Annotated in this window: 19 protein-coding genes; 11 read left to right on the forward strand and 8 right to left on the reverse strand. The window is 46.6% G+C overall.

Annotated features, from left to right (window positions below):
- The first annotated feature begins 46 nt into the window (after nt 1–46).
- Complete coding sequence (locus ACSHX2_RS05470; protein WP_435691366.1) at nt 47–415, forward strand: KH domain-containing protein; 369 nt, start codon at nt 47–49, stop codon at nt 413–415.
- Here ACSHX2_RS05470 and ACSHX2_RS05475 read toward each other — a convergent pair.
- From ACSHX2_RS05475 to ACSHX2_RS05485, 3 genes are all read right to left on the reverse strand, one after another.
- A complete protein-coding gene (locus ACSHX2_RS05475) occupies nt 412–660 on the reverse strand; it encodes a hypothetical protein (RefSeq protein WP_435691368.1) in 249 nt (82 codons plus the stop codon). The two genes, ACSHX2_RS05470 and ACSHX2_RS05475, sit on opposite strands and share 4 nt — an antisense overlap.
- 89 nt (nt 661–749) lie before the next feature.
- Complete coding sequence (locus ACSHX2_RS05480) at nt 750–1,952, reverse strand: MFS transporter (RefSeq protein WP_435691369.1); 1,203 nt, start codon at nt 1,950–1,952, stop codon at nt 750–752.
- Nucleotides 1,949–2,950: a COX15/CtaA family protein gene (locus ACSHX2_RS05485; RefSeq protein ID WP_435691371.1), complete on the reverse strand. Its 1,002-nt coding sequence runs from the start codon at nt 2,948–2,950 to the stop codon at nt 1,949–1,951. Before ACSHX2_RS05485 ends, ACSHX2_RS05480 begins: the two co-directional genes overlap by 4 nt.
- A gap of 96 nt (nt 2,951–3,046) precedes the next feature.
- Here ACSHX2_RS05485 and ACSHX2_RS05490 point away from each other — a divergent pair, with 96 nt between their 5' ends.
- Nucleotides 3,047–4,003: a D-2-hydroxyacid dehydrogenase gene (locus ACSHX2_RS05490; RefSeq protein ID WP_435691373.1), complete on the forward strand. Its 957-nt coding sequence runs from the start codon at nt 3,047–3,049 to the stop codon at nt 4,001–4,003.
- 21 nt (nt 4,004–4,024) lie between these two features.
- Nucleotides 4,025–4,279, forward strand: coding sequence for a hypothetical protein (locus ACSHX2_RS05495; RefSeq protein WP_435691375.1), 255 nt, complete (start codon nt 4,025–4,027; stop codon nt 4,277–4,279).
- 9 nt (nt 4,280–4,288) lie between these two features.
- Here ACSHX2_RS05495 and ACSHX2_RS05500 read toward each other — a convergent pair whose 3' ends face one another.
- The gene (locus ACSHX2_RS05500; RefSeq protein WP_435691377.1) at nt 4,289–5,932 is read right to left on the reverse strand and encodes a GTPase domain-containing protein; all 1,644 of its coding nucleotides are present in this window, start codon (nt 5,930–5,932) and stop codon (nt 4,289–4,291) included.
- Nucleotides 5,933–5,939: 7 nt separating this feature from the next.
- Nucleotides 5,940–6,836: a polysaccharide deacetylase family protein gene (locus ACSHX2_RS05505; protein ID WP_435691379.1), complete on the reverse strand. Its 897-nt coding sequence runs from the start codon at nt 6,834–6,836 to the stop codon at nt 5,940–5,942.
- 115 nt (nt 6,837–6,951) lie between these two features.
- Here ACSHX2_RS05505 and ACSHX2_RS05510 point away from each other — a divergent pair, with 115 nt between their 5' ends.
- Together ACSHX2_RS05510 and ACSHX2_RS05515 are read left to right on the forward strand one after the other, a co-directional pair.
- Nucleotides 6,952–7,587: a L,D-transpeptidase family protein gene (locus tag ACSHX2_RS05510; RefSeq protein ID WP_435691381.1), complete on the forward strand. Its 636-nt coding sequence runs from the start codon at nt 6,952–6,954 to the stop codon at nt 7,585–7,587.
- On the forward strand, nt 7,587–7,931 hold the full coding sequence (locus tag ACSHX2_RS05515; protein ID WP_435691383.1) for a rhodanese-like domain-containing protein: 345 nt from the start codon (nt 7,587–7,589) through the stop codon (nt 7,929–7,931). Before ACSHX2_RS05510 ends, ACSHX2_RS05515 begins: the two co-directional genes overlap by 1 nt.
- Before the next feature lie 81 nt (nt 7,932–8,012).
- Here the strand turns inward: ACSHX2_RS05515 and ACSHX2_RS05520 are convergent, their stop codons facing one another.
- Complete coding sequence (locus ACSHX2_RS05520; protein ID WP_435691385.1) at nt 8,013–10,727, reverse strand: PVC-type heme-binding CxxCH protein; 2,715 nt, start codon at nt 10,725–10,727, stop codon at nt 8,013–8,015.
- A 217-nt stretch (nt 10,728–10,944) separates the two neighbouring features.
- Here ACSHX2_RS05520 and ACSHX2_RS05525 point away from each other — a divergent pair, with 217 nt between their 5' ends.
- Genes ACSHX2_RS05525 through speD form a run of 6 tightly spaced genes read left to right on the forward strand, consistent with a single transcriptional unit; the run spans nt 10,945 to nt 16,573 of the window.
- Complete coding sequence (locus tag ACSHX2_RS05525; protein ID WP_435691387.1) at nt 10,945–12,606, forward strand: polyamine aminopropyltransferase; 1,662 nt, start codon at nt 10,945–10,947, stop codon at nt 12,604–12,606.
- 18 nt (nt 12,607–12,624) lie between these two features.
- A complete protein-coding gene (locus tag ACSHX2_RS05530) occupies nt 12,625–13,437 on the forward strand; it encodes a hypothetical protein (protein ID WP_435691389.1) in 813 nt (270 codons plus the stop codon).
- 18 nt (nt 13,438–13,455) lie between these two features.
- Nucleotides 13,456–14,331: a DUF350 domain-containing protein gene (locus ACSHX2_RS05535; protein ID WP_435691391.1), complete on the forward strand. Its 876-nt coding sequence runs from the start codon at nt 13,456–13,458 to the stop codon at nt 14,329–14,331.
- Between the two features lie 19 nt (nt 14,332–14,350).
- A complete protein-coding gene (locus ACSHX2_RS05540; RefSeq protein WP_435691393.1) occupies nt 14,351–15,091 on the forward strand; it encodes a hypothetical protein in 741 nt (246 codons plus the stop codon).
- A 6-nt stretch (nt 15,092–15,097) separates the two neighbouring features.
- Nucleotides 15,098–16,183 carry an ion channel gene (locus tag ACSHX2_RS05545; protein ID WP_435691395.1) on the forward strand — a complete coding sequence of 362 codons (1,086 nt, stop codon included), beginning with the start codon at nt 15,098–15,100 and terminating at the stop codon, nt 16,181–16,183.
- A gap of 3 nt (nt 16,184–16,186) precedes the next feature.
- A complete protein-coding gene (gene speD, locus ACSHX2_RS05550; protein ID WP_435691397.1) occupies nt 16,187–16,573 on the forward strand; it encodes an adenosylmethionine decarboxylase in 387 nt (128 codons plus the stop codon).
- A 67-nt stretch (nt 16,574–16,640) separates the two neighbouring features.
- Here the strand turns inward: speD and ACSHX2_RS05555 are convergent, their stop codons facing one another.
- Both ACSHX2_RS05555 and ACSHX2_RS05560 read right to left on the reverse strand, forming a co-directional pair.
- Complete coding sequence (locus tag ACSHX2_RS05555) at nt 16,641–18,032, reverse strand: DUF1552 domain-containing protein (protein WP_435691399.1); 1,392 nt, start codon at nt 18,030–18,032, stop codon at nt 16,641–16,643.
- Between the two features lie 12 nt (nt 18,033–18,044).
- Nucleotides 18,045–20,699, reverse strand: a complete 2,655-nt coding sequence (locus ACSHX2_RS05560; RefSeq protein WP_435691401.1) for a DUF1592 domain-containing protein — start codon at nt 20,697–20,699, stop codon at nt 18,045–18,047.
- Nucleotides 20,700–20,843 lie beyond the last annotated feature (144 nt).

A 20,843-nucleotide genomic window follows, 5' to 3' on the forward strand; every position in this document is an offset into this window, starting at 1 on the left:
ACATTTTCGCTTGAGAATCACTAGGATTAGTTAGAAGGTAAAAACCATGCAAGAAACCACGGAGCAGATTCGCAATTTCCTTCAGTTTATCGCGTTGCAATTCATCAGTCACCCTGAAGATGCGCAGCTAAAAGTAGCTGAAGTCAGCGATGAACACATTCGATTCCGCTTGGTTCTCAACAAAGCGGATGTAGCCATACTCATCGGTCGTAATGGATTCACAGCCAGCGCCATCCGAAATGTACTCAAAGCTGCAGCCATCCGCGACAGCATCAATGCCACTCTACAGATTGTCTCCCATGATGAGGAGCGCCAGCGCCTTGCTGCCTTGGAAGCTGGTCAGACATTTGATGAAGAAATCCCTATCGAACCGACAGACGAGGCTGACGACGAAACTCTCGAAGACAGAGCTTAGCGCCTGTGCTGACGAGGGCGCAACACCATGCTCATCCTACGTTGGGCATAATGCCGGTCTAGCCGACGCTTCTTTTCTTCGGCCACAGTCCGTATTTCCTCCCAGTTTTTATTCGGGTGGAAATGCGCTCGGTCTACTGCGTTTACAGTATGGCTGTGAAGGTACTCACCATGCTTGTGTTCCTCAGAATCAGTAAAGTTATATTCAGATACCGCCGAATGTGGCTCACCCGGAAAGGTAGTCACACAGCTCACACTCATTAAACATAAGGGTACAGAGAGTATAAGAAATCGCATTGCGTCTTCTTATATCAATGAGTGCATTCAAGCAATCATCATGCTTTTTTCCAATTCGCTTTCAACTCAGGTAACAGCATCAGTGAAGCGATCAAAATACAGCTAGCTCCAATAATAGCCACAGTTCCTGGCCCCAAAGACCTAGCCATAGAAAACGCGAGGAATGCAGCAATCATTCCCCTCACACCGGTAAAAAAGGTATGGACGGACATATACTCGGAGACTCTATCCGCGGGTGCAAATCGGGTGGTCCACAATGACCATAACACAGTCCCTCCACTCTTACCTACGCCATGTAGCGCCATGCCAATGCACAACCCTAAAAAGCTAGGAACGAGAAAATACACGAGCAAGCCAGCGAAGAAGAACACGTTCACTAGCACGCGAAGTCTGTAGAACTCCATTTTATCATAAATGGCTCCCCAGATAACAATCGACACAATGAAAATAGACATCGGTACCGTTGTTGTAATCAAACTCACATTTTCAGCCCCATAGCCAAAACCATATTCTGGATTAGTGATGTACTCTACGAACAAAGCCATGCAGAGCAAGTTACCGAAACCCAGCACCATCCATGAGCTTATCAACTTTCTGAAAACCTTATCCTCCTTCAGGTGAGCAAATGCTGAGAGTAGCGAAAGCTTCTGAGACTTCCGTAAATACACCCTGTCCATCCCCAGTGTAAATGCGGCCTGAAGCAGGTTCGCAGCACAAAACACCCAGAATAAAGGTGCGTAATCCGCCCCTTGTCGCAGTAGCCACGCTCCCGCGAAAAAACCAAAGCCAGCCGCAGCTGCAGACCGTATCATACCTACAGTTGAAAATAAACGTCCTCGAACACGATCCGAATAATGCTGCCGATAGATTTGCGCCTGCAGTGGTAACACCACCGTGTGGGACAAGGTTGCAAATACAATACACACCACAAAAAGTTGGTCATGCTGTGGGCTAAGCGCGATGCAGCCGTATCCTAGTGCTGCACCCGTCCATCCGATTGCAGCCGCTACGTTAGCCGATAATCCTATACGACGCACAAGCGCTACCGAAAACATACTCAAGAGCATCCCCAACGCGGGCCCGCCAATGATTGCCGATTTCGATAAGCTGCCAACATCCAACAGCGCTACAGCCACGAACATGGCAAAGGTAGACGCCACCGTCTCAGAGATCCCCATCGGGATCGCTCGGAGCAGGTCTAGGGAAAATGTACGCTTCCAGTGCCTCTCAGTCTCATTCATACCCGCTGAGATGGAACTCTAGCAAAGGCTGCTAATAACCAGTGGAAAAAGACCGCCACTAGCACCGCAGAAAAGCCAATGTGTAGCACCTGAACCACCCGTAAAATTCCTACTTGTGAAAGTACCAGGCCTAATATCATCTGGGCGATTACTAATCCGAGCACCACTTTTTCATGCCAGCCAGCTCCGCCAATCCGGCAGCTTCTAGCAACCCAGTAGAACATCAAAGTCGTCAAAAGCACTGCCCACGAAAAGCTACGATGCACTAGGTACATCCAAGTCTGCTCCAACTCAGCACTCCATTCTATGCGTGGCGCATCGCCGTGGGATTTCTTTAGCGCATCCGTCATTTCACGCACCTGTGAGCCCATCATACCCTCAGCAATGATGAAGATAAATGCTATGAGACCATACCATTTTAAGTTGCGCCCTAGGTGACTTGTTTTGATTCTCCATGGCTCATCACGCCCATACCAAACGATGCTCACCTGTACGCCGAGCAACATCATCGCCAAAGCCATGTGCGTGGTGATGGTGCCAGGCTGCAAGCCAGAATAAACAATCCGCGCGCCCATCCATGCATTTAACCCCACTAAAAATGTCGCAGTAGCGGCCAATGCAGGAATGATTGGCTTCTTCTTCAAATAGCGAAATGACATGCCTAGTGTTAGCATCGTAAAAACTCCAATCGGCAAGGAGCATAGGCGATTCACAAACTCCGTCCACGTGTGCACTGGGTTAAATTCCGCCAATACATTCTCACGCGTCACCTCATCTGGGTTTCGCCCATGGCGCGCTGCTTTATCTTTGTAGCGCTCGATCGGTAAAGTATCGGCATCGATCTGCTCTACCGCAGTCGGAGGAATGTATTGGCCCCAGCACTTCGGCCAGTCTGGACACCCCATACCTGCGCCAGTAGCGCGAACCACAGCCCCTACAAACATAAGGAGCAGCGTAAAGATTAAAGCCGCGAGTGCCACTTTCTGAAATGCCTTCATGCCAGTCCCATAGCCCAGCTTTCACCCCCACACAAGTACCAGTTTATCGGTATCAGCACTTGCACCGACAAGTAAAAGTAAGCAAGACTGCCGCCAATGAAGATTGTCTTTCTAGATGCCTCCACCCTCCACAGTGGGGAACTTGACCTCAGCGTGCTTGAAGAATTCGGCACACTCACTTGCTACCCAGCCTCCAGCGAATGCGAAATACCCGAGCGCATCGTGGACGCTGACATTGTCATCACCAATAAAGCGCTGATGACAGCCGCCAACATTGCCGCCGCTCCACAGCTCAAGCTCATCGTTTCCTGTGCCACCGGCGTCAATCAGATCGATCTCGATGCAGCAAAGACAGCTGGCGTCACCGTCAGCAATGTAGCAGGCTACAGCACCCGCTCAGTCGCCCAGCACGTCTTCACCTTCATCTTAAATTTCGCCACGCAGATCCCTCAGTTCAACGCGAAGAGCCGCGACTGGCCAAACTTCCCAATTTTCACCAGCCTCGCCCACCCTATCTTTGATCTCGAAGGCAAAACGCTAGGTATCATTGGTATGGGCACCATCGGCGAAGCAGTCGCGAAACTCGCCATCGCATTTGGCATGCGCGTCTTGGTCCTCGAACGCGAAGGTTCCTCGAATCAAAGAATGCCCGAGCTTCCGCGCCTCAGCGCCGGTGCCTTCTTTCCGAACAGCGATTTCATTTCCCTCCACTGCCCGCTCACCGCTGAGACTGCAAAATGTATCAATACCGAAAGTTTAGCTAAAATGAAATCCAGCGCTTACCTCATAAATACCGGCCGCGGCCCATTGATCGATGAAGCAGCTCTCGCACAAGCGCTCACTGATGGAACAATAGCTGGAGCGGGTCTTGATGTTTTATCGAGCGAGCCGCCAGCTGCGGACAATCCCCTCATCACTTGCCAGTACCCACAACTCACGATCACTCCACATACAGCCTGGAGCAGCTTCGAGTCACGCATACGCTTGCTCGACGGTGTCACCAATAACATCAAAACTTTTCTAGATGGCTCACCAGCTAACAAAATCGTCTAACACTCAAACCACACTATCATTATGGAAGAAACTGACCTCATCACTTCACTTGTCCCCGCCATCCAAGAACAACTCAATTCAAAGGACACACCTTACGTAAAACTGGCTTATGACCGTATTATCGAATTCGACGATATCGACGAAGAAGAAGCGCTGAAAATGATCGCACTTTGTCTCGCCGATGAATCAAACCGTATGTTCATCGACAAACGCGACTTTGATGTAGAACGCTACAAGGAACTTCTCACCGCACTACCTGAGCTACCAGAAGCTTAAGCTCCATTTTTAAATTTCCTGTTCCAGAGATTTGAGCCTCAAGAAGAGCTGACCTGCGACTTTTTGTTGCGGGAGTAGCTCACCACGAGCATCTGAGATATGTCTACGCATTGTCTCAAACATCGGGCCGTACCCCTGGTAGTATGCGCGGACTCGATCGACGTAGCCATCGCGCATGGTCTTGCGCAGTGCGGGGGCTGCATCCTCAAGAGATTCAAGGAACAAGCGATTCATCAACTTCGCTGTCTTATGACCATAGAAAACTGATGAGACTAGGATAATCCCACCGATTATCGCTAAAACGATAGGGATAACCCCCATAGTTTCAGGTCCAGCATAACCGGTCAACCCCGCTAAAAAGAGAAACAATAGACAGTAGGTCAGAAGCTTTTTCATCACCCTATGTCGCTTCATTACTAACACGTCGAGAAACCTTCTGAGTTTAAGCTGAAGTAAAGATTGCTGCATCGCTTTACGCATACCTTCGCAAAAAATTTCTTCTTGCACGTCAAAGCTAACTTCATCGAAACCCTCCACCTTGACCCCGAGCCGGTCCTCGAGATGAGGCTTCATTTCATACCATTTCTCACGGCACTGAATCCGCATTTTCTCTGCTTCATTCGCAGCAAAAACCTCAGCTTCTTTACACACTCGGTCTACCATGTATCGCTCGACTTTCATCGCCATATCTCCCTTTCCAAATAGGGCTATCTGACTAGAAATCATATTTGTGCGGAGCGCCGTAAAGCGCATGATACGTTTGAGCTGACCTTGGAGTAGCTTTCCCATTTGCCCCATATTAGATAGGACCTCCTGTACTTCAGTAGCTCGCATGCGGTCAATCTGAGCTTCAATCGATTGAAGATACTCCTGATCTCCAGAGAGATTGCGCGAGCGATCATCGATATTCCCTTCAGTTCGCGTAAGCAACTCGAAGACTCGCTGGTAGACTCCTCGTAACCCCCTGCGTCTATCAATACAACGATCCAATGTGTAGCTCACGCGCGCTCGAATTTCGTCTAATCCCAGTCCCGTTTTAGACGATGCTGCAAGCATTGGGATTTGATTATTCACGCGCTGTTTCACCAGATCATTGACATGACCTAACAGCATTGGAATATCTGCGACTGATCGAAGGTCGGATTGATGGAGAACTATCGCACACTTATGCCTACATGTGGCATGAGTCCTCTCAATTATATCCCAAGTTTTCGCTAACCATGGGTTATCTGCAGGTAAGAGCCAAAAGACAAAATCTGCTTCTTCTAATAAAAAATCTACTGCAGCGCTCTCCTCTTCGGACTGGATGTCTCGGACTTCGATAATTTCATAGCCCTTCAGTCTCGGCATGTAGCGCTTCTCACAAACATCTTCAAGCTTCTCAAAAACCCGGTAGCCTGCATCACGTAGAATACATATATTCTTCTCTTGGTCTTTGATTTCAGAAAGCTCCAGCTCAACCAAACGCTCTATAAAGCTAGTCTTTCCACAGCTATCACCAAAAACAACAAAGCGAAAAGGACGCTGAAGTGCTATCTCAAGCTCTCCCTCGCCTTCCACAAGTTCCGTTTTCGAGCGCTTAGCTAGCGCCCTCGTATAACGGATAATTTCTATCAACCCATTCCGGGTCTTGAGATATTCCTCCCCTAGCATTGTTAGCTTATCTCACTGCCACAGTTTCCTTGGCGGCTATCAACTGTGAAACCGTCACAAACTGGTAGCCTTGACGAAGGAGGGTATCAATAGTCTGTGGCATTGCAGATACTGAACCAGCATGAAGATCATGAACTAACAAGATTGAGCCATTGCGCGTCCCATTGATTAAGCGACTCGCGACAACTCCAGAACCAGGCTTTTTCCAATCGAGCGGATCCACGTCCCACATCACCGTTGGGTAGCCATAGTCACGATAGATCCAATTGCGTTGAGAAGTAGATAGTGACCCATAAGGCGGGCGCATCGTACGTGGTTGTACACCACACGCTTTAACAATAACATCGCGAGTCTTATCTAGCTCGCTACGTACTTGGCTTTCTCCTAATTTTTGCAGATTAGGATGGTTCCATGTGTGATTTCCAATTTCATGCCCTTCTGCTACAATGCGCTGTGCAATGTGAGGATAACGCTCCACTAAATTTCCAATCACGTAAAAAGTAGCCTTCACATTGCGGCGACGTAAAATGTCTAATAAGCGTGGAGTGTTGACGGGGTGCGGACCATCATCGAATGTAAGGGCTATATTCTTCTGGGATCTGTCCCCACTCGATATACTAACTGAACTACTCCCTGAGATATCAGAAGGTAGTCGCACATTAGGGTTTTGTGGAACTGGCCCACGAACACTAGAGTTTCCATAGCCACTATTCACACTCATCCCGGTAGCAGCGACTTCTTCCGTGGTGGTGTCCTCTTTCGAAGCACAGCTTACTAAGCTGATAGAAGCCACAAGGAGGGGTAATAATCGTGTGATTTTTTTGGCGATACGTTGCATGATAAATCTGCACAACAAATAGGTAAGAATAGCGCGGCTGTCACGCCCCAAGAATAAAAGATTCATTCTGTTCGATGAATAAAGATCGGAAGAAAAAACGATCTCATTGCTCATAAGGTTATATTAAGAGGCTTCTTGACCCAAAGCTCCAGCTCTCTCATAGTCCTAACAAGTTCACTTTATGAAACCTCTCCTTTCAATCTTTAGCGTATCGCTAAGTGCCCTATTTTTAAATAGCTGCAGTAATCCATATGATTCATACTATGGAAGCTCATCCATCTACGGAGGAAATAGTTACCTCAGTGGTTTTGAGCAAACTCGCCCTGGACAAACACCTCTTACACACAATGGACAAGCGGCACCCCGTGGTTATTGGGATGACGAAGGGGTAACAGGATCATCAAAAATCCGTATTAACCTAAACGACCAACGCGCCTATTTTTATAAAGGTGACACTCTCGTAGGCGTGGCACCTATATCAACGGGCTCTGATGGATATGGGACACCTACCGGCAGCTTTAAAGTTACTCAGAAATCAATCGATCATACATCAAGCCTTTATGGTGTGATCAAAAACAAAGCTTCGGGTCATACTGTCATCAGTGATGCCGATACTCGTAAGCACAAAGCTGGTGCAGGAGAAGAATTCATCCACGCGCCTATGCCCTATTTCTTGCGCTTTAATAATGCCATCGGCATGCATGCGGGTTTCCTCCCAGGATACCCTGCATCTCATGGCTGTGTTCGACTTCCTGAGGAAATGGCTAGAATCTATTTCGATAACTCAAAAAATGGCACACCTGTCATTGTAGAATAATGCTACCCGACCCCGCCTTCACTAATGAACTCAATGTAGCTCAATGCAGGGAATTACTCACTAGCGACACGCCCCCATTACTCATCGATTGCCGTGAGCTCAACGAGTATGCATTTTGCAGAATTGAAGGCTCACATTTAGTCCCACTCTCAAACTTCACGGGGACCGCTGAGGCTGAGTTCGCCAACAAGGACACCCCAGCTATCATCTATTGCCACCACGGGGTGCGCTCGCTCAATGCAGTGTTCTACCTTCGTGAACAAGGCTACACCCACACCTACTCCATGCGCGGCGGCATCGAGCACTGGTCGCTCGAAATAGATCCAAGCATTCCACGCTACTAATAGGATCAAGCTCCCTAGCAAAAAAAATACCCTAACTCCGCAATCTGCAGAGCTAGGGTGAAAATGTTTTAATGTGCTAGTTTACTGGTTTCCTGCATTCGCCTTTTGCTTACCAAGTTCACGTAAGTAAGCGGCAACGTCTGCAACATCTTGTGAACTGAGCCCTAGCTGACCAGCTGAGAGCATGAGGGATCTCTCCATCTCTTCACGCCCAGCGATACCCTTATCGTTAATTTCCACTTCTTTGCCGCCCATCACGCGAACAACAAGTTTCTTAGCCTTGCCACCACCAGAAAGACTTATCCCTTGGATCGTGTTGCCTGACTTCATCTTAACAATAGTTCCATCGAAACCGTGAGCCACACCTTCACTAGGATTGATGATCGCATCCGCGATTGCTTCAACTGATCTTCCTATACCCCATTCAGTCAGTGTTGGACCGAACTCGATACCCTGACCATCAATCTGGTGACACATCCAACAACGAGTAATCGTCGTCTTACCTTTTGCCACATCACCTGTGAGCTTGAGAACTTCCTCGACACTTGGCTGAGTGATAGCTGGCCCATCAATAGGCACAATATAGTTCTCTTTATCTGAAAGCGCGTTGAGCTTCTTATTAAGACCTTTCATCTGACCTGTATACTGACTCCACTTCCCAGTGCTGAGGCTATGCAGCCACCATCTAGAAAGCTCCTGAGTATCCTTTGGTCCACCCTCAGCAAGAGCAACCATAGCTAAAGCCGCTTGTTCAGTCTCGATGTAACCGAGAGCTGTAAGCATTTCTTTACGCATAGCTAAGGACAAAGCTTCATCCATCGCACGAGCTTGGAAGGCCTCTGCCGCAGCATCAACGTGTAATCTCCATGCTAGACGCGCCATAGGAACTGACCAATTGACAGGGTCAGAAGTATCGAAACGTTTTACTAGCTCTTGGTAGAGTTCAACTTCCTTACCTGTAGCAGCGGTTCCTATCGACTCGAGATACCAACGGTCTTTACCGTCATACTGCACAGCAAGCTCATAAAGCACACTTCCAGCTTCCTGCCAGCTACGATCTCTCAATGAAAGTGCTACTTCTCTTCTGACTGCTGATGATTCATCATTTGCGAAATATTTAGCAAACTCTAGCACATTATAATCAATGAATCGAAGTGCTCTGAAACAAGTAATCTTGAGTTGTGAGTCCTTGGTGTTCTTAAGGAAATTCTTCACCTCAGAAATACCATTATCTCCCATCTGAGCGAGCAGCCAAATGCCGCGAGCTTTGAAAAAATCAGACTCTTCGCTAAGCATGGATTTCACTGCTGGGACAGCAGCATCTCCTCTTTCCTTGAGACGCGTGAAACCAAGGTTTCGTACATTAAGTGCTGGACTCTTCAGAGCTTTCAACTGGCCTTCAAGTGTATCCAGATCAATCTTTGGAGTCTCAGGGTTCTGACCCTTCGGTGCAATTCGATAAATAGTTCCCGCTAGATCTTGGTCAGCCATTTTATGACCACCAACACCTGGATCAAACCAGTCAGCGACATAAATACAGCCATCAGCACCGACAGTGACATCAGATGGTCTGAAATTATTCGGGCTCACTTCCTTATTACCGGACAATGATGATTCCTTAATGCCTAGGAAGTTGAAGCGATCGAGTGCATAGCCAGCTCCTTGAACCTTCGGAAAATAGCCGAAGATAACATTACGAGCGGCCTCACCAGAGAGTAGTAGTCCTTCCCACTTTTTGCCAAGAGCTCCATTTTCATAAAAACAGATCCCCGTTGGTGAACCATTACCATAGATGTCACCCGCAGGGATTTTCCCTGGATCATCCTGTCTCCAGTGTGCAGACGACATACGTTGCCCTGGGCGACGCTCACTCAACCATGTGCGTGTTCCGTCATCAGATGAAAAACCTAAGTTACCATACTCCATCAACCATGTGACTCGGCACGCCGGTGGATCATCGTTGTCATTTTGAAATACATCACCAAACGATGTCACCGTCTCTTCATAACTATTACGCATGTTATGACCGATCACTCTCAAGCCTGTACCATCTGGATTCATTCTAAGTGCTACTGCACCGACATACACATGACCATCATCACTAACTAAGCCTGGCTTTCCACCTTGGTTAGGCCCCTTCTTAGTGACTGAAGGAGCTCCCCCTTTATAGGAACTGCCCACACTGATCGTGAAGCCGTCTTTGTCCTTAACTACATGCGTACCAGCATTTCCTGAGTTAAAATACCATTGTCCACTAGGGCCAGTAGTCACTGCGTGAAGTGAGTGATCGTGATCGCGCCCTCCAAAGCCAGTGAGTAATTCTTCTTTTTTATCTACTTTAGGATCAAAAACTGCATCGCGATTTATATCATGGTACACGATAATCGAAGGAGGCTGTGAGACTACTACCTTATTGTCGATAACAGCAATTCCAAGTGGAGCAATAAGCTGCGGATCCTGTACAAAAACGTGACTCTTGTCCGCTTTACCATCTTGGTTGGTATCTGAAAGAACCATGATCCGGTCGCCTTTCTTCACATAGGGAGCTGCAAACTTGTTACGAAATGCTCGGTAAGCGCGACCCTCATTCACCCAGATGCGACCTTGATAATCCACATCCATATTGGTTGGGTTGAAAAACAGCGGAGACTTGGCCCACACTGTAACCTCAAGGTCATCTGGGAGTTGGAAATCTTCCACAGCCACGTGGGGGTACTTCGACGTCTCAGCCGATGCCATTTGTAGTGACGAAACAGCTAGTAAAATAGGGCTAAATCTAAAAAAGTGGTGTATCATATGTGGTGAATATAATGTGTTAACAACAGTAAGTGATTTTTATACCGATGCTTCAACCGTAATATTTCACACAACTTTAGTAAGCTACTAGTTCTAGTAGTTCTGTGTCATAACACTATTCCACACTCAGCTTTGATCAAAACTCACCTCATACAAATTAGCCTCACTTTTATAATTTTGTTAGAGCAGTATTTATGATGACCTCACATCTAACTAAATGAGTCAATTTACTGAACATAGCCAACGTCAATCTAGCCTAGTGCTAGGCATTGTTATCTTTGTCATGGGTGGCTGTGGACTTGCATATGAGTATACCTTCTCAAAAATAGCTGCCGATTTAATAGGGAACTCGGTTCAACAATGGGCTATCGTCATTGCCGTCATGTTATTCTGCATGGGCATGGGTGCGCATATTCAAAAATGGATTAGTAATAAAAATTTACTTAATAGCCTCGTCTATTCACAGCTTTTACTTGCTATCCTTGGTGGTTTTGGACCGCTCTTAATGCTCCTCGCTTTTTCATACTTCCCCTACCATTTCGCCCTAGTTCAATATTCACTCATCAGTGTCATAGGTATTCTCATAGGTTTTGAAATCCCTCTCATTTCTAGACTAAACGAAGCCTATTCGGATAGTATCAGAACCAATTTAGCCAATGTTTTAAAAATGGATTACATAGGGGCTCTTATTGGTGCTCTACTCTGGGTCTTTTTATTGCCCAAATTTTTCACACTACACGAAACAGCATACATTCTAGCCTATATCAGTATCTTTACAGCTCTCCTCTGCTGGTTCTTTTTTAAATCGAAAGCGAGCTTTCTACCTCTTATCGCATCTATAGGTTCACTCGCTCTCGTAACCACCGGATTTCTTCGTTCAAACCAATGGTCTATCCACGCCGAGCAAAACCTCTATCAAGATAGGGTGATTTTCACCCATACCAGCCAATACCAGCACATAGTCCTGACTGAAAGCCTCACAGGTAACCTTCGTTGTTACATCAATGGTCACATCCAGTTTTCAGCTAACGATGAACACATTTACCATGAACAGCTCGTGCACCCCGCATTTCTCATCAACCAATCAGCCAAACGCGTACTCATACTCGGTGGTGGTGACGGCATGGCCGCAAGAGAGGTTCTTAAGTATCCACACGTTGAAGAAATTGTCCTCGTCGACCTAGATCCAGCAATGACGGACCTCGCGAAAAATCACACAATACTTAGTAAGCTCAACGACTATAGCCTCAGTAATCATCGCCTCACTAACCCACCTGCTAGCGGAATCCATTCTTCGGAAGGAAAGACTCTCACTCAGCCAGCACAGCGGCGGATCAGACATACTGAAACTTCTCAAGTAAAACTCTCAGTTCGTAATATCGATGCCTCAAAATATATTCGTACAGCCTCAGGCCTGTTCGACATCATCATCCTCGACTTCCCTGATCCCTCCGGCCCAGAACTAGCGAAACTCTATAGCCTCCATTTTTATGGCGAACTTAAAAACAAACTCGCTGCTGATGGCATAATCATCCAACAATCCACATCGCCATACCAAGCTAAAGAAGCTTTTCTTTGCATTGGTCGCACCATGGAAAAAGCCGGTTTGAGTACTCTGCCTATTCACGACCACGTACCCTCATTTGGTGAATGGGGCTGGTGGATCGCTGCGCATCCCTATATATATACATCAGCCGTTCTAAAATCTAAGCTCCAAGCTGTGGACACCATTTTAGTTCCTACCAAATATCTAACCGCTGAGAGAGTGCACGCCGCCACCTATTTTGGTAAAAATCAACTTTATTCAGAATTCGAAGACATCAACACACTTTCCAACTCAGCTGTCCTACCTCACTACCTAACAGCGTGGAGAGATTAATCACCAACAGGCCACACCATGTTCCATTATAGAATCATATGCTCATTATTCAGTTTGAGCCTCTGCGCTACACTCACCCAATGCAGTAGAACTGAATACGTAACAACCATCGTTCAATCAGCATCTGATGGCCTAGATCTCAAAGCAGTTACAGATTTGGCAACAAAATCAAAATCCGCTGAAGAGTTCGAAAAAAATCTCAACACTCCTAACAATAAGATCAACAACCTTGACCTAAATGAGGATGATAAAGTCGACTTCATCCAAGTCACCGAAATTGTCACCGACACCCAGCGCGCCCTCTCACTCACTACCGAAGTCGCGCCCGGTGAAGAACAAGAGCTTTGCACTATCCAATTCGAAAAAGACGGTGACGCTGCCAATGTTGAAACGCAGGGAAATTCTCAAATCTATGGTAATAATCACTACTACCACCATCGTACTGGTATCGGTGATATACTACTTTGGACCTACCTCTGGAATGCACACCCACCCTACTATTCTTCATGGGGCTGGAATCGTTACCCGTCCTACCACAGTAACTATCGCCCAAGATCTCACGATCAATACCGAGGCTTCCACAAAAACGCTTCCTACTCGAACAACATCAAACAGAATAGCTATTCGCAAATTAGCAAACCAGTGAAGTCACCGAACTTCAATAAGTCTGCGAAAAGTATTAAAGCACCTCTTAAAAACCCCACAACAAGCCAGCGCACTTTTCAAACTAGAAACCCGTCTCGTACTGTCCGTAGTGGAGGTTTCGGTTCAGCTCGCTCAGGGTTCTCATCCAGTTCTCGCTCTGGCTCTTCTTTCGGAGGCGGAAAATAACACCAACTTAGTGATACAATGTTAGATAATTTTTTTAACCTCGCGCCATTATCCGAGTTACTCGACTGGAGAGTCGTACTCTACCTCATTCTCTCCCTCGTCATCCTTCTCGTTGCAAAACTCGCCAACCAGGCACTGTCCAGTTACAAGCTGAATGAACAGATTACCCAAATCGATAACAAAGCTATAGCCCTCTCATTTACAGGCTTTATACTAGCTGTGGCTATCATTCTCAGCGGTGTTCTAAACACTCCTAGCTCAGCTACAACTCTAGCTGAGGACCTTCTTAGCACTGTCATATGGGGAGCTATTGGCTGTGCCATGCTTCTCATCTCGCGATGGTTCAATGACACCTTCGTCTTGCCAAAATTTTCTACTAAGCTCGAACTAGTCATCGATAAGAACGTGGGAGTCGGAGCCGTGCAAGCTGCAGTTTACTTAACCACAGCATTGATTATTCGCGCCAGTATTTCAGGAGAAGACATCTACACACTGCCCGTTGAAATCGGGATTTCCCTGATCTGGTTTACAGTCTCCCAAACACTTATTTATGCATTCAGCAGACTCTATCATAAGTTTATCGATAAAGAACTCCACTCACAGCTAGAGCAGGACAATGCAGCAACTGGTGTTGCATTCGGTGGAGCACTCTTCAGCTACGGCCTTCTGATTAGCTTCTATATTTCTCGATACGACGGCTTGCTAGGTTTACTAATCTGGGCGCTCGTCTCAGCTGTTCTCCTCTTCATTACTCGAGTAATCGTAGACAAAATACTACTTCCAACTTGTTGTTTGAAAAAAGAAATTTCCCACGACTCAAACTGGGGAGCTGCTCTTATAGAAGTGGCCACCAGCGTCGGTGCCGCACTCATTATTACTGGATCTTTTTCCTAAGCTTAAGAGATCTATTGAAATGAACTACCAACGCTACACTGCGAGCTACATACTCCATCAAATGCTACGGCATGGCACACGATACGATACTATTGCCGGAGATGGCTCAGAAGACTTCGTACCCATCCTCCAATGGCTTCTAAGCAAAGGTTATGTAGAATTCGATAAGTCACACTATTACACGCTTAGTAAACAAGGTAAGGCTGCAGCAGAATCCTTCATCCAGCACTATCAATGCTACCTCACCTATACTGACATTTTTGCTCATGTAGACCTAGCGGAAGGATCATTTGCTCTCGAATTTTTTCAAGAATTTGAATCAGAACAAGCATGGAAGCGCTTCCTTCTCGAAGAACGTTGGGAAGATCTTCGTATTCCTATCATTAAACATCTGGGTGGTGAACCTGAAGAACTCGTATTCTACCAACACGTCCAAGAAGAACAACTCGACACCACCACCGCGGCTTGGCAGACCGATCTTATTTCCGGCGAGGCATGGAAAAAAATCCGGCATCTCTGTGACTCTGCAATAAGCTGCGAGCAACTAAGCTACGATGACAATGGCGCAATTATCTCAGGAGAAACTGTACTCGACGACATTGCAAATCAAGCATTCAGCCTTTTACGCGAACTCTACTCTGAAGATATTGAAGTTTTATCGAACCTCAATGCTTGGTTCCCGCAACACGCTATTCACAACCCATCTCTACAGCCACCAAGATCTGACAAACCTATTTGGTTAAGTCCTTGGACTCTCTAATCACTTATGTGGGTCATCTATCTAAAGCGCTATTTCCAGCAATCGAATCACAGCCTCCCAGGAAAGCTCCTGCGAACCTTAGCTGGAGCTCTCTGTTTAAATCTACTGTTTGGCTTAGCCTTTTACCTTGTCGAGTCGCCGCACCAAGATGGACTCAGTTTTATCGACTCCGTATGGTGGGCTATGGTGACAATGACCACAGTCGGCTATGGTGACTATTTCCCGGTCACTTTCATTGGCAGATTTTTTATCGGCTACCCTTGCTTTCTTCTCGGTATCGGTCTCATCGGTTACCTCCTCGGCTCATTTGCAGAGAGCCTCATCAACATCACTGCTAAAAAACGGAAAGGACTCGTTACTATTCATATGAAAGACCACATTATCGTATGCTACTGCCCCTCTATCGCAAAAGTACTCCACATCATTACTGAGCTAAGAGCGACTCCAGAAGGCAGCTCTAAAGGCATCATTGTTATCGATGACAAACTCATCGAAACCCCGGAAGAATTTCTTAAAAATGATATCCGTTTCGTCCATGGTGATCCAACCAGCGAAGAAATTCTTAACAAAGCATCTATCAGAACTGCCAATGGTACTATCATTCTCGCTAAAAATCCAAGTGACACTTCAAGCGATCATAACTCTTTCACCATAGGAACTATAGTGGAAATGATAGAAGAGGAACTCGACCATTCTATCAGAACCGTTGTGGAAGTTGTTAGTCCCAGAAACCAGAAAATGTTTGAACGTTCCTCTGTTGATGGACTCGTTGTTGTAGAAGGCATGAGCGACAAAATGATGGTGCAAGAATACTGCCATCCAGGTATCCATCGTACCTTTGGTCAGCTTCTAACTAATACTAGAGGAAGTCAATTTTACAGCTGTGAAACCAATCTACATGACCGAACTGTGATCGAATTACAAAAAGCTGCTCTCGACTATCAAGAGGACCTTCAAATTATTGGTATCCACCGAGGTTCACTCCCAATACTGAATCCAGATAAGCAAATGAGGATTGAAAAAGGTGACCGTATCATTGTGCTCGCTAAGTCAAAAGACGAATTCAATCGTTTCCAACATACTATCCAGTAATCCATGGAACCACCTCTCCACAGTAGCCACGGTATACACTATCTACTAGAATGCTCAGGCTGTAATCGCGAACTCCTCGAGTCGGCATCGCGACTAGAAGAAAGCATGGAGCAAGCCGCTATATCGGCTGGAGCTACTGTTGTAAAAACAGTCATCCATAGTTTCAACCCAATAGGCTTAAGCGGAGTCGTTATCATCGCAGAAAGTCACATCGCCATTCATTGCTGGCCAGAACAAGAATATGCAGCGATTGATATCTTTACCTGCGGCGATGCTGCCATCGCAGAACGTATCTACAACAACCTGCTAATAGCCTTTTCTCCAGTTATGCATACATGCAAGAGACTCGAGAGAACACCTCCAAAGGCCTTTTCCGCCCCCGTAAACTAGAGAATAAAAAGTTCAATTACCTAACACCATTTCGACCTCCACACGGAAAGGGATGGCAGTGAAGACTCTATGCCAAGATCTCAGGTAACGCGGATTGACACCCAGCAAACTCCTTAGTTCCCACTCCTAATTGCTGTAGCATAGTGAGTAGCAGTCGTCCCATAGGTTCCTCATTTAACTCTAGATTCGACCTCCTCAGGCTATCTTGGCTCTGACCAGAGATTTGATCGAAATCGTTTACACCGTACTGAAGGTATTGTCCCTGACGGATTCCCATTCCTTGCCCGCCAGCTAATATCAACGGGTAATTCCTAGACAAATGGAAAGCGCTAGAGGCTGAACCGTAGAGACAAAGCGTATTTTCCAGCATATTCCCCTGACCTTCTGGCTCAGGAGTAGAGCGAAGCAAATTCAGAAAATGCCCGAACTCTTCCATCAAGAATCGATTATACGCCCCGAAGTTTGCCCAGCCCCCCGGCTTCTTTACATGGTGTGAAAGCATGTGTGTGAGATTAAACCCTACTGCTCTACCTAAGCGGTCACTGATCCCTTTTCCATTCTCCTGACCAATCTGGTAAGTCACTGTCCGTGTAGAATCTGTTCGGAAAGCCAGGTAGATAAGCTCGAACATTGCCCTGAGATAATTTTTCGGATCCTCAGGTGTGATATCAAGCTTGAGATGATCCACATTTACGGATGGTAGCGGAATATCTAACCAGCGTTTGGCCTTCTCAATCCTCACTTCAGTCTCTCTCACTGATTGGAGGTATTGCTCTAGAGTGTCTTGATCAAACTTGGAAAGCTTCCTCCTAAGGGATCTGCTATCCTCTAAAAGATAATCTAATGCCGATTGTTGCGCAGCTAGCTGACGAGCCGCCTTTTGATTATTAACTACAAAAAGTTGGTCGAAAATACGCTTAGGCTTATTCTCAGAAGGAATCGCTCTCCCACTTTTATTATAGGACATTGTAAGCGCCCTACCTGGACTCCCAATCCCTCCATCGGTTCCGAGGACGAGACTCGAATGGCGTGTTTCATCCCCGACCTTTTCAGCAAAAAGCTGATCTATAGACACTCTATCGAGAAATCTTTCACCCTCGAAAAGTTCCGCTCCCGTGAGGAAAATATCTGCATTTTTATGGCCGTGGATTATTCTCGCGGAAGGGTGTGACAAACCACTAATCACGGTAACATCTTGCTTCAGCGGGTTGAGAGGTTCGAGACATTTGGTAAAGGTGTGCGAATCACCGTCCTTGTGCGGAAACCAACTCCAATCTTGGAAAGCTGGGTCCGCACTGAGAGGCATAGGCACCCCGTCTGGCATATAGAAGCAAGCAAGTCGCTTCTTAGTTTCAGCTGCTTTAGGTAAAGATGCAGCAAATGTTTCTAACCATGGAAGGGCTAGCGCTATGCCTGTTCCACGTAAGAACTTCCGACGATCTAAAGAAGATAAATTCATAATTAGGGGCTTTTAGGTGTTTCTAAAAAGGTCGCTTTCTATCAGATGAAGGATGAGCGTCTTTAGACCATCACCGTCCTCCCTTGTTTTTCGTGTAATACGTTCTATCTCAGAATGGTCTGAAAAAGTTAAAGGCCGACCTAGGGCGTAACAAGCCATTTTCTCCACCATGGCCTGCGCGAAGTGGTCTTGTCGGTTCCCTAGTAGATAGCGTTTTAAACCTTTTATCCCTACTATTTCAGTCTCATCCACCAGCATACTGGACGCATCAACAGGCTTCCCTTCTACCTCGCTACGCCAAGACCCAATGGCATCAAATTCCTCTAGAGCGATCCCCCACGGATCGATCTTCATATGGCATGACGCACAAGCTGGTTTATTCCGGTGGTCCTCCATTCTTTCCTTCAGCGTCATCTCTAAAATCCTCGGATCGGTGAGATCAATCTCAGGTACTGCTGGAGGCGGCGGCGGTGGTGGGTCATGCAGTATGTTTTCTAATAACCATATGCTGCGCCTTAAAGGGTGAGAGTCTTTCCCATCAGAATTCATCGCGAGCAAACCAGCCTGCGCCAGTAAGCCTCCGCGATTCAGCTCTGGAGGAAACGCGACCTTTCGGAAGTGATTCCCAACTACTTCTATCCCGTAATGCGCGGCTAACCTCTGATCCATATAAGAGTAGTCGGCATGCAAAAAATCTATAATCGACGCATTCTCACTAAGCATCTGCTGGAAGAGCACCATAGACTCTTTCAACATGGATTCTTTCAAGCTAGTTGAAAATTGAGGGAACTCTTTTTTGTTTAATCTCAGAGCTTCTAACATCTCAAGACCTAACCACTGATGCGTAAATTGACTAATAAATCGATCCACCCTAGGGTCTTGCAGCATGCGCTCAGCCTGCTGTCTTAAAACCTTGGGGTCTTTAATTTTTTCATCAGAAATAAGTGCCTGTAATTCCTCATCCGGGATACTTCCCCATAAGAAAAATGAGAGCCTCGAAGCCAGTTCACTGGCTGAGACAGCATCCTCAGATTGCGCGAGATAAAGAAAATGGGAAGACGTGAGCACTGTCGCATAGGCCTCTAGCATTGCCTCTTCAAATGTTGGGTACGCTGGTCGCATGAGCTGATAAAGCTTTGTGATACGTTGCACTTCATCCTCACCCACTGGGCGTCGCCACGCCTTTGTCATGAAGTACCGCAGTAGCTCTTTTGCATCCAGTTCCTCATCACCAGTCATCAGCTGCTCAGGGAAAAGCTGCGTGTAGGAATCTGATGGCATTTCATCCTCTGTAATCGTCGAAATCTCGATGTAGTCGATCAGTAGGTTCGACTCCTCCCGCTTTGTACCTTGATAGGTGTTTGTGAGAACAATTTGCTCTGAGGGATGCGCCATGCGGTGGAGAGTTCCCGTGCGCAGAAAGGGATTCCTCTTGAGACCATCTAAAGAAATTACCCATTCGTAGAACTCTGGGTTCCCCGGCGACGCTTTCACCGCTTTATCATACACTTTGAAATCGAGGCCCTGATGGTGCGTATTCTTAGGATCATGTTTCCAAGTGAGCGACAAGCTAGGATAGCCTTCACCTTCATTGCTGGACTTACTCGCTCGCACCCTGACCTTGACCATTCCCCGGTCAGGCATAGAGACACCCACATCGAGCTCGTAACTTTGCCTCGCAGGAAGAACCAGAGCGTAGGATTGAATTTCAGGGTCTACAGGTTTCTCATACATTGGCTCCCATAAGCTAAACCCCTCTGGAACGACACGGTTCCACGCCTCACCTGTCTCTTTATTTAGGAAATGCGTCTGACCTCGATCCAGCTCATTCTCTCGGGCGTGTTTCAAAGCCCTTCCAAATTGAGTAGGAAGAGTATGCACAACCTCTCCACGTTGCTTCCTCTCTCTAAAGTCTAGTGTTCGCGTCTCAACCCAATCGATAAATTGCTCTCCACCCGCATCCATTGTCATGGAGAAATACACCGGCTGCGCCTCTTCATCTCTATAGACTGCTGCATTCAATGCGTAGCGTGCCACTTCACGATACATCGAGAATTGCTGAGAAGTCATTTGCATCCTCTCAGAGCTATTACGAAAGCCATCTTCAGAAATGGTCTCAGGCGGGAAATTCTTAGAAAAATCTTCAGTGAGTCCCAGCAGATCTTGAAGTGCGTAACTGTACTCATAACGCGTCATCCGCCTAAAGGAAGAATGCCCACCTTCACTGCGTTCCACTTGCGACGCGACCTGCACCTGCCCTGAAAGCCAATCAATCACCTTCGCCCTATTCTCATCCGTGAGCTCCACATCCTTCTCTGGCGGTGGCATCTCATTATTAGTCATGACCTCAATAACATCTAACCACCATTCAGCATCGTGACCATTCACTAAATCTGGATCCAGCTCATCAATCCGAAAATCCCCCTTATCTTTCTCAGGGCCATGACACGGCATACAGCTGTCTTTAATGATCGGCTCTATCGTTTTTCTGAAGCCATCCATATCAGCCTTCAGATCTACACTATTTTTTGAGGAAGACTCCCCAGCTTCCAAATATTTAGAATGTTTAATCGCTTCCCGCCTAACCTCCTCTAGTGCAGAGATGTCACTTGCCACACTGGTGATGGCCAGCGCGTATAGAGTAAATGGGATAAAAACGAATTTCATGGAGTGGTAAAGTAAGACCTTTACCGATACGCAACGTACTACAGAACACTATCAATCCTGCGCAATAGGTTACCTAAAAATCGCATTTTGACAAAAAACTCAATAAATCAAACGCCTGAAACAAATATTCACCACATCAATATC

The sequence above is a fragment of the Rubritalea sp. genome (genome assembly GCF_051252225.1).
Lineage (GTDB): Bacteria > Verrucomicrobiota > Verrucomicrobiia > Verrucomicrobiales > Akkermansiaceae > Rubritalea.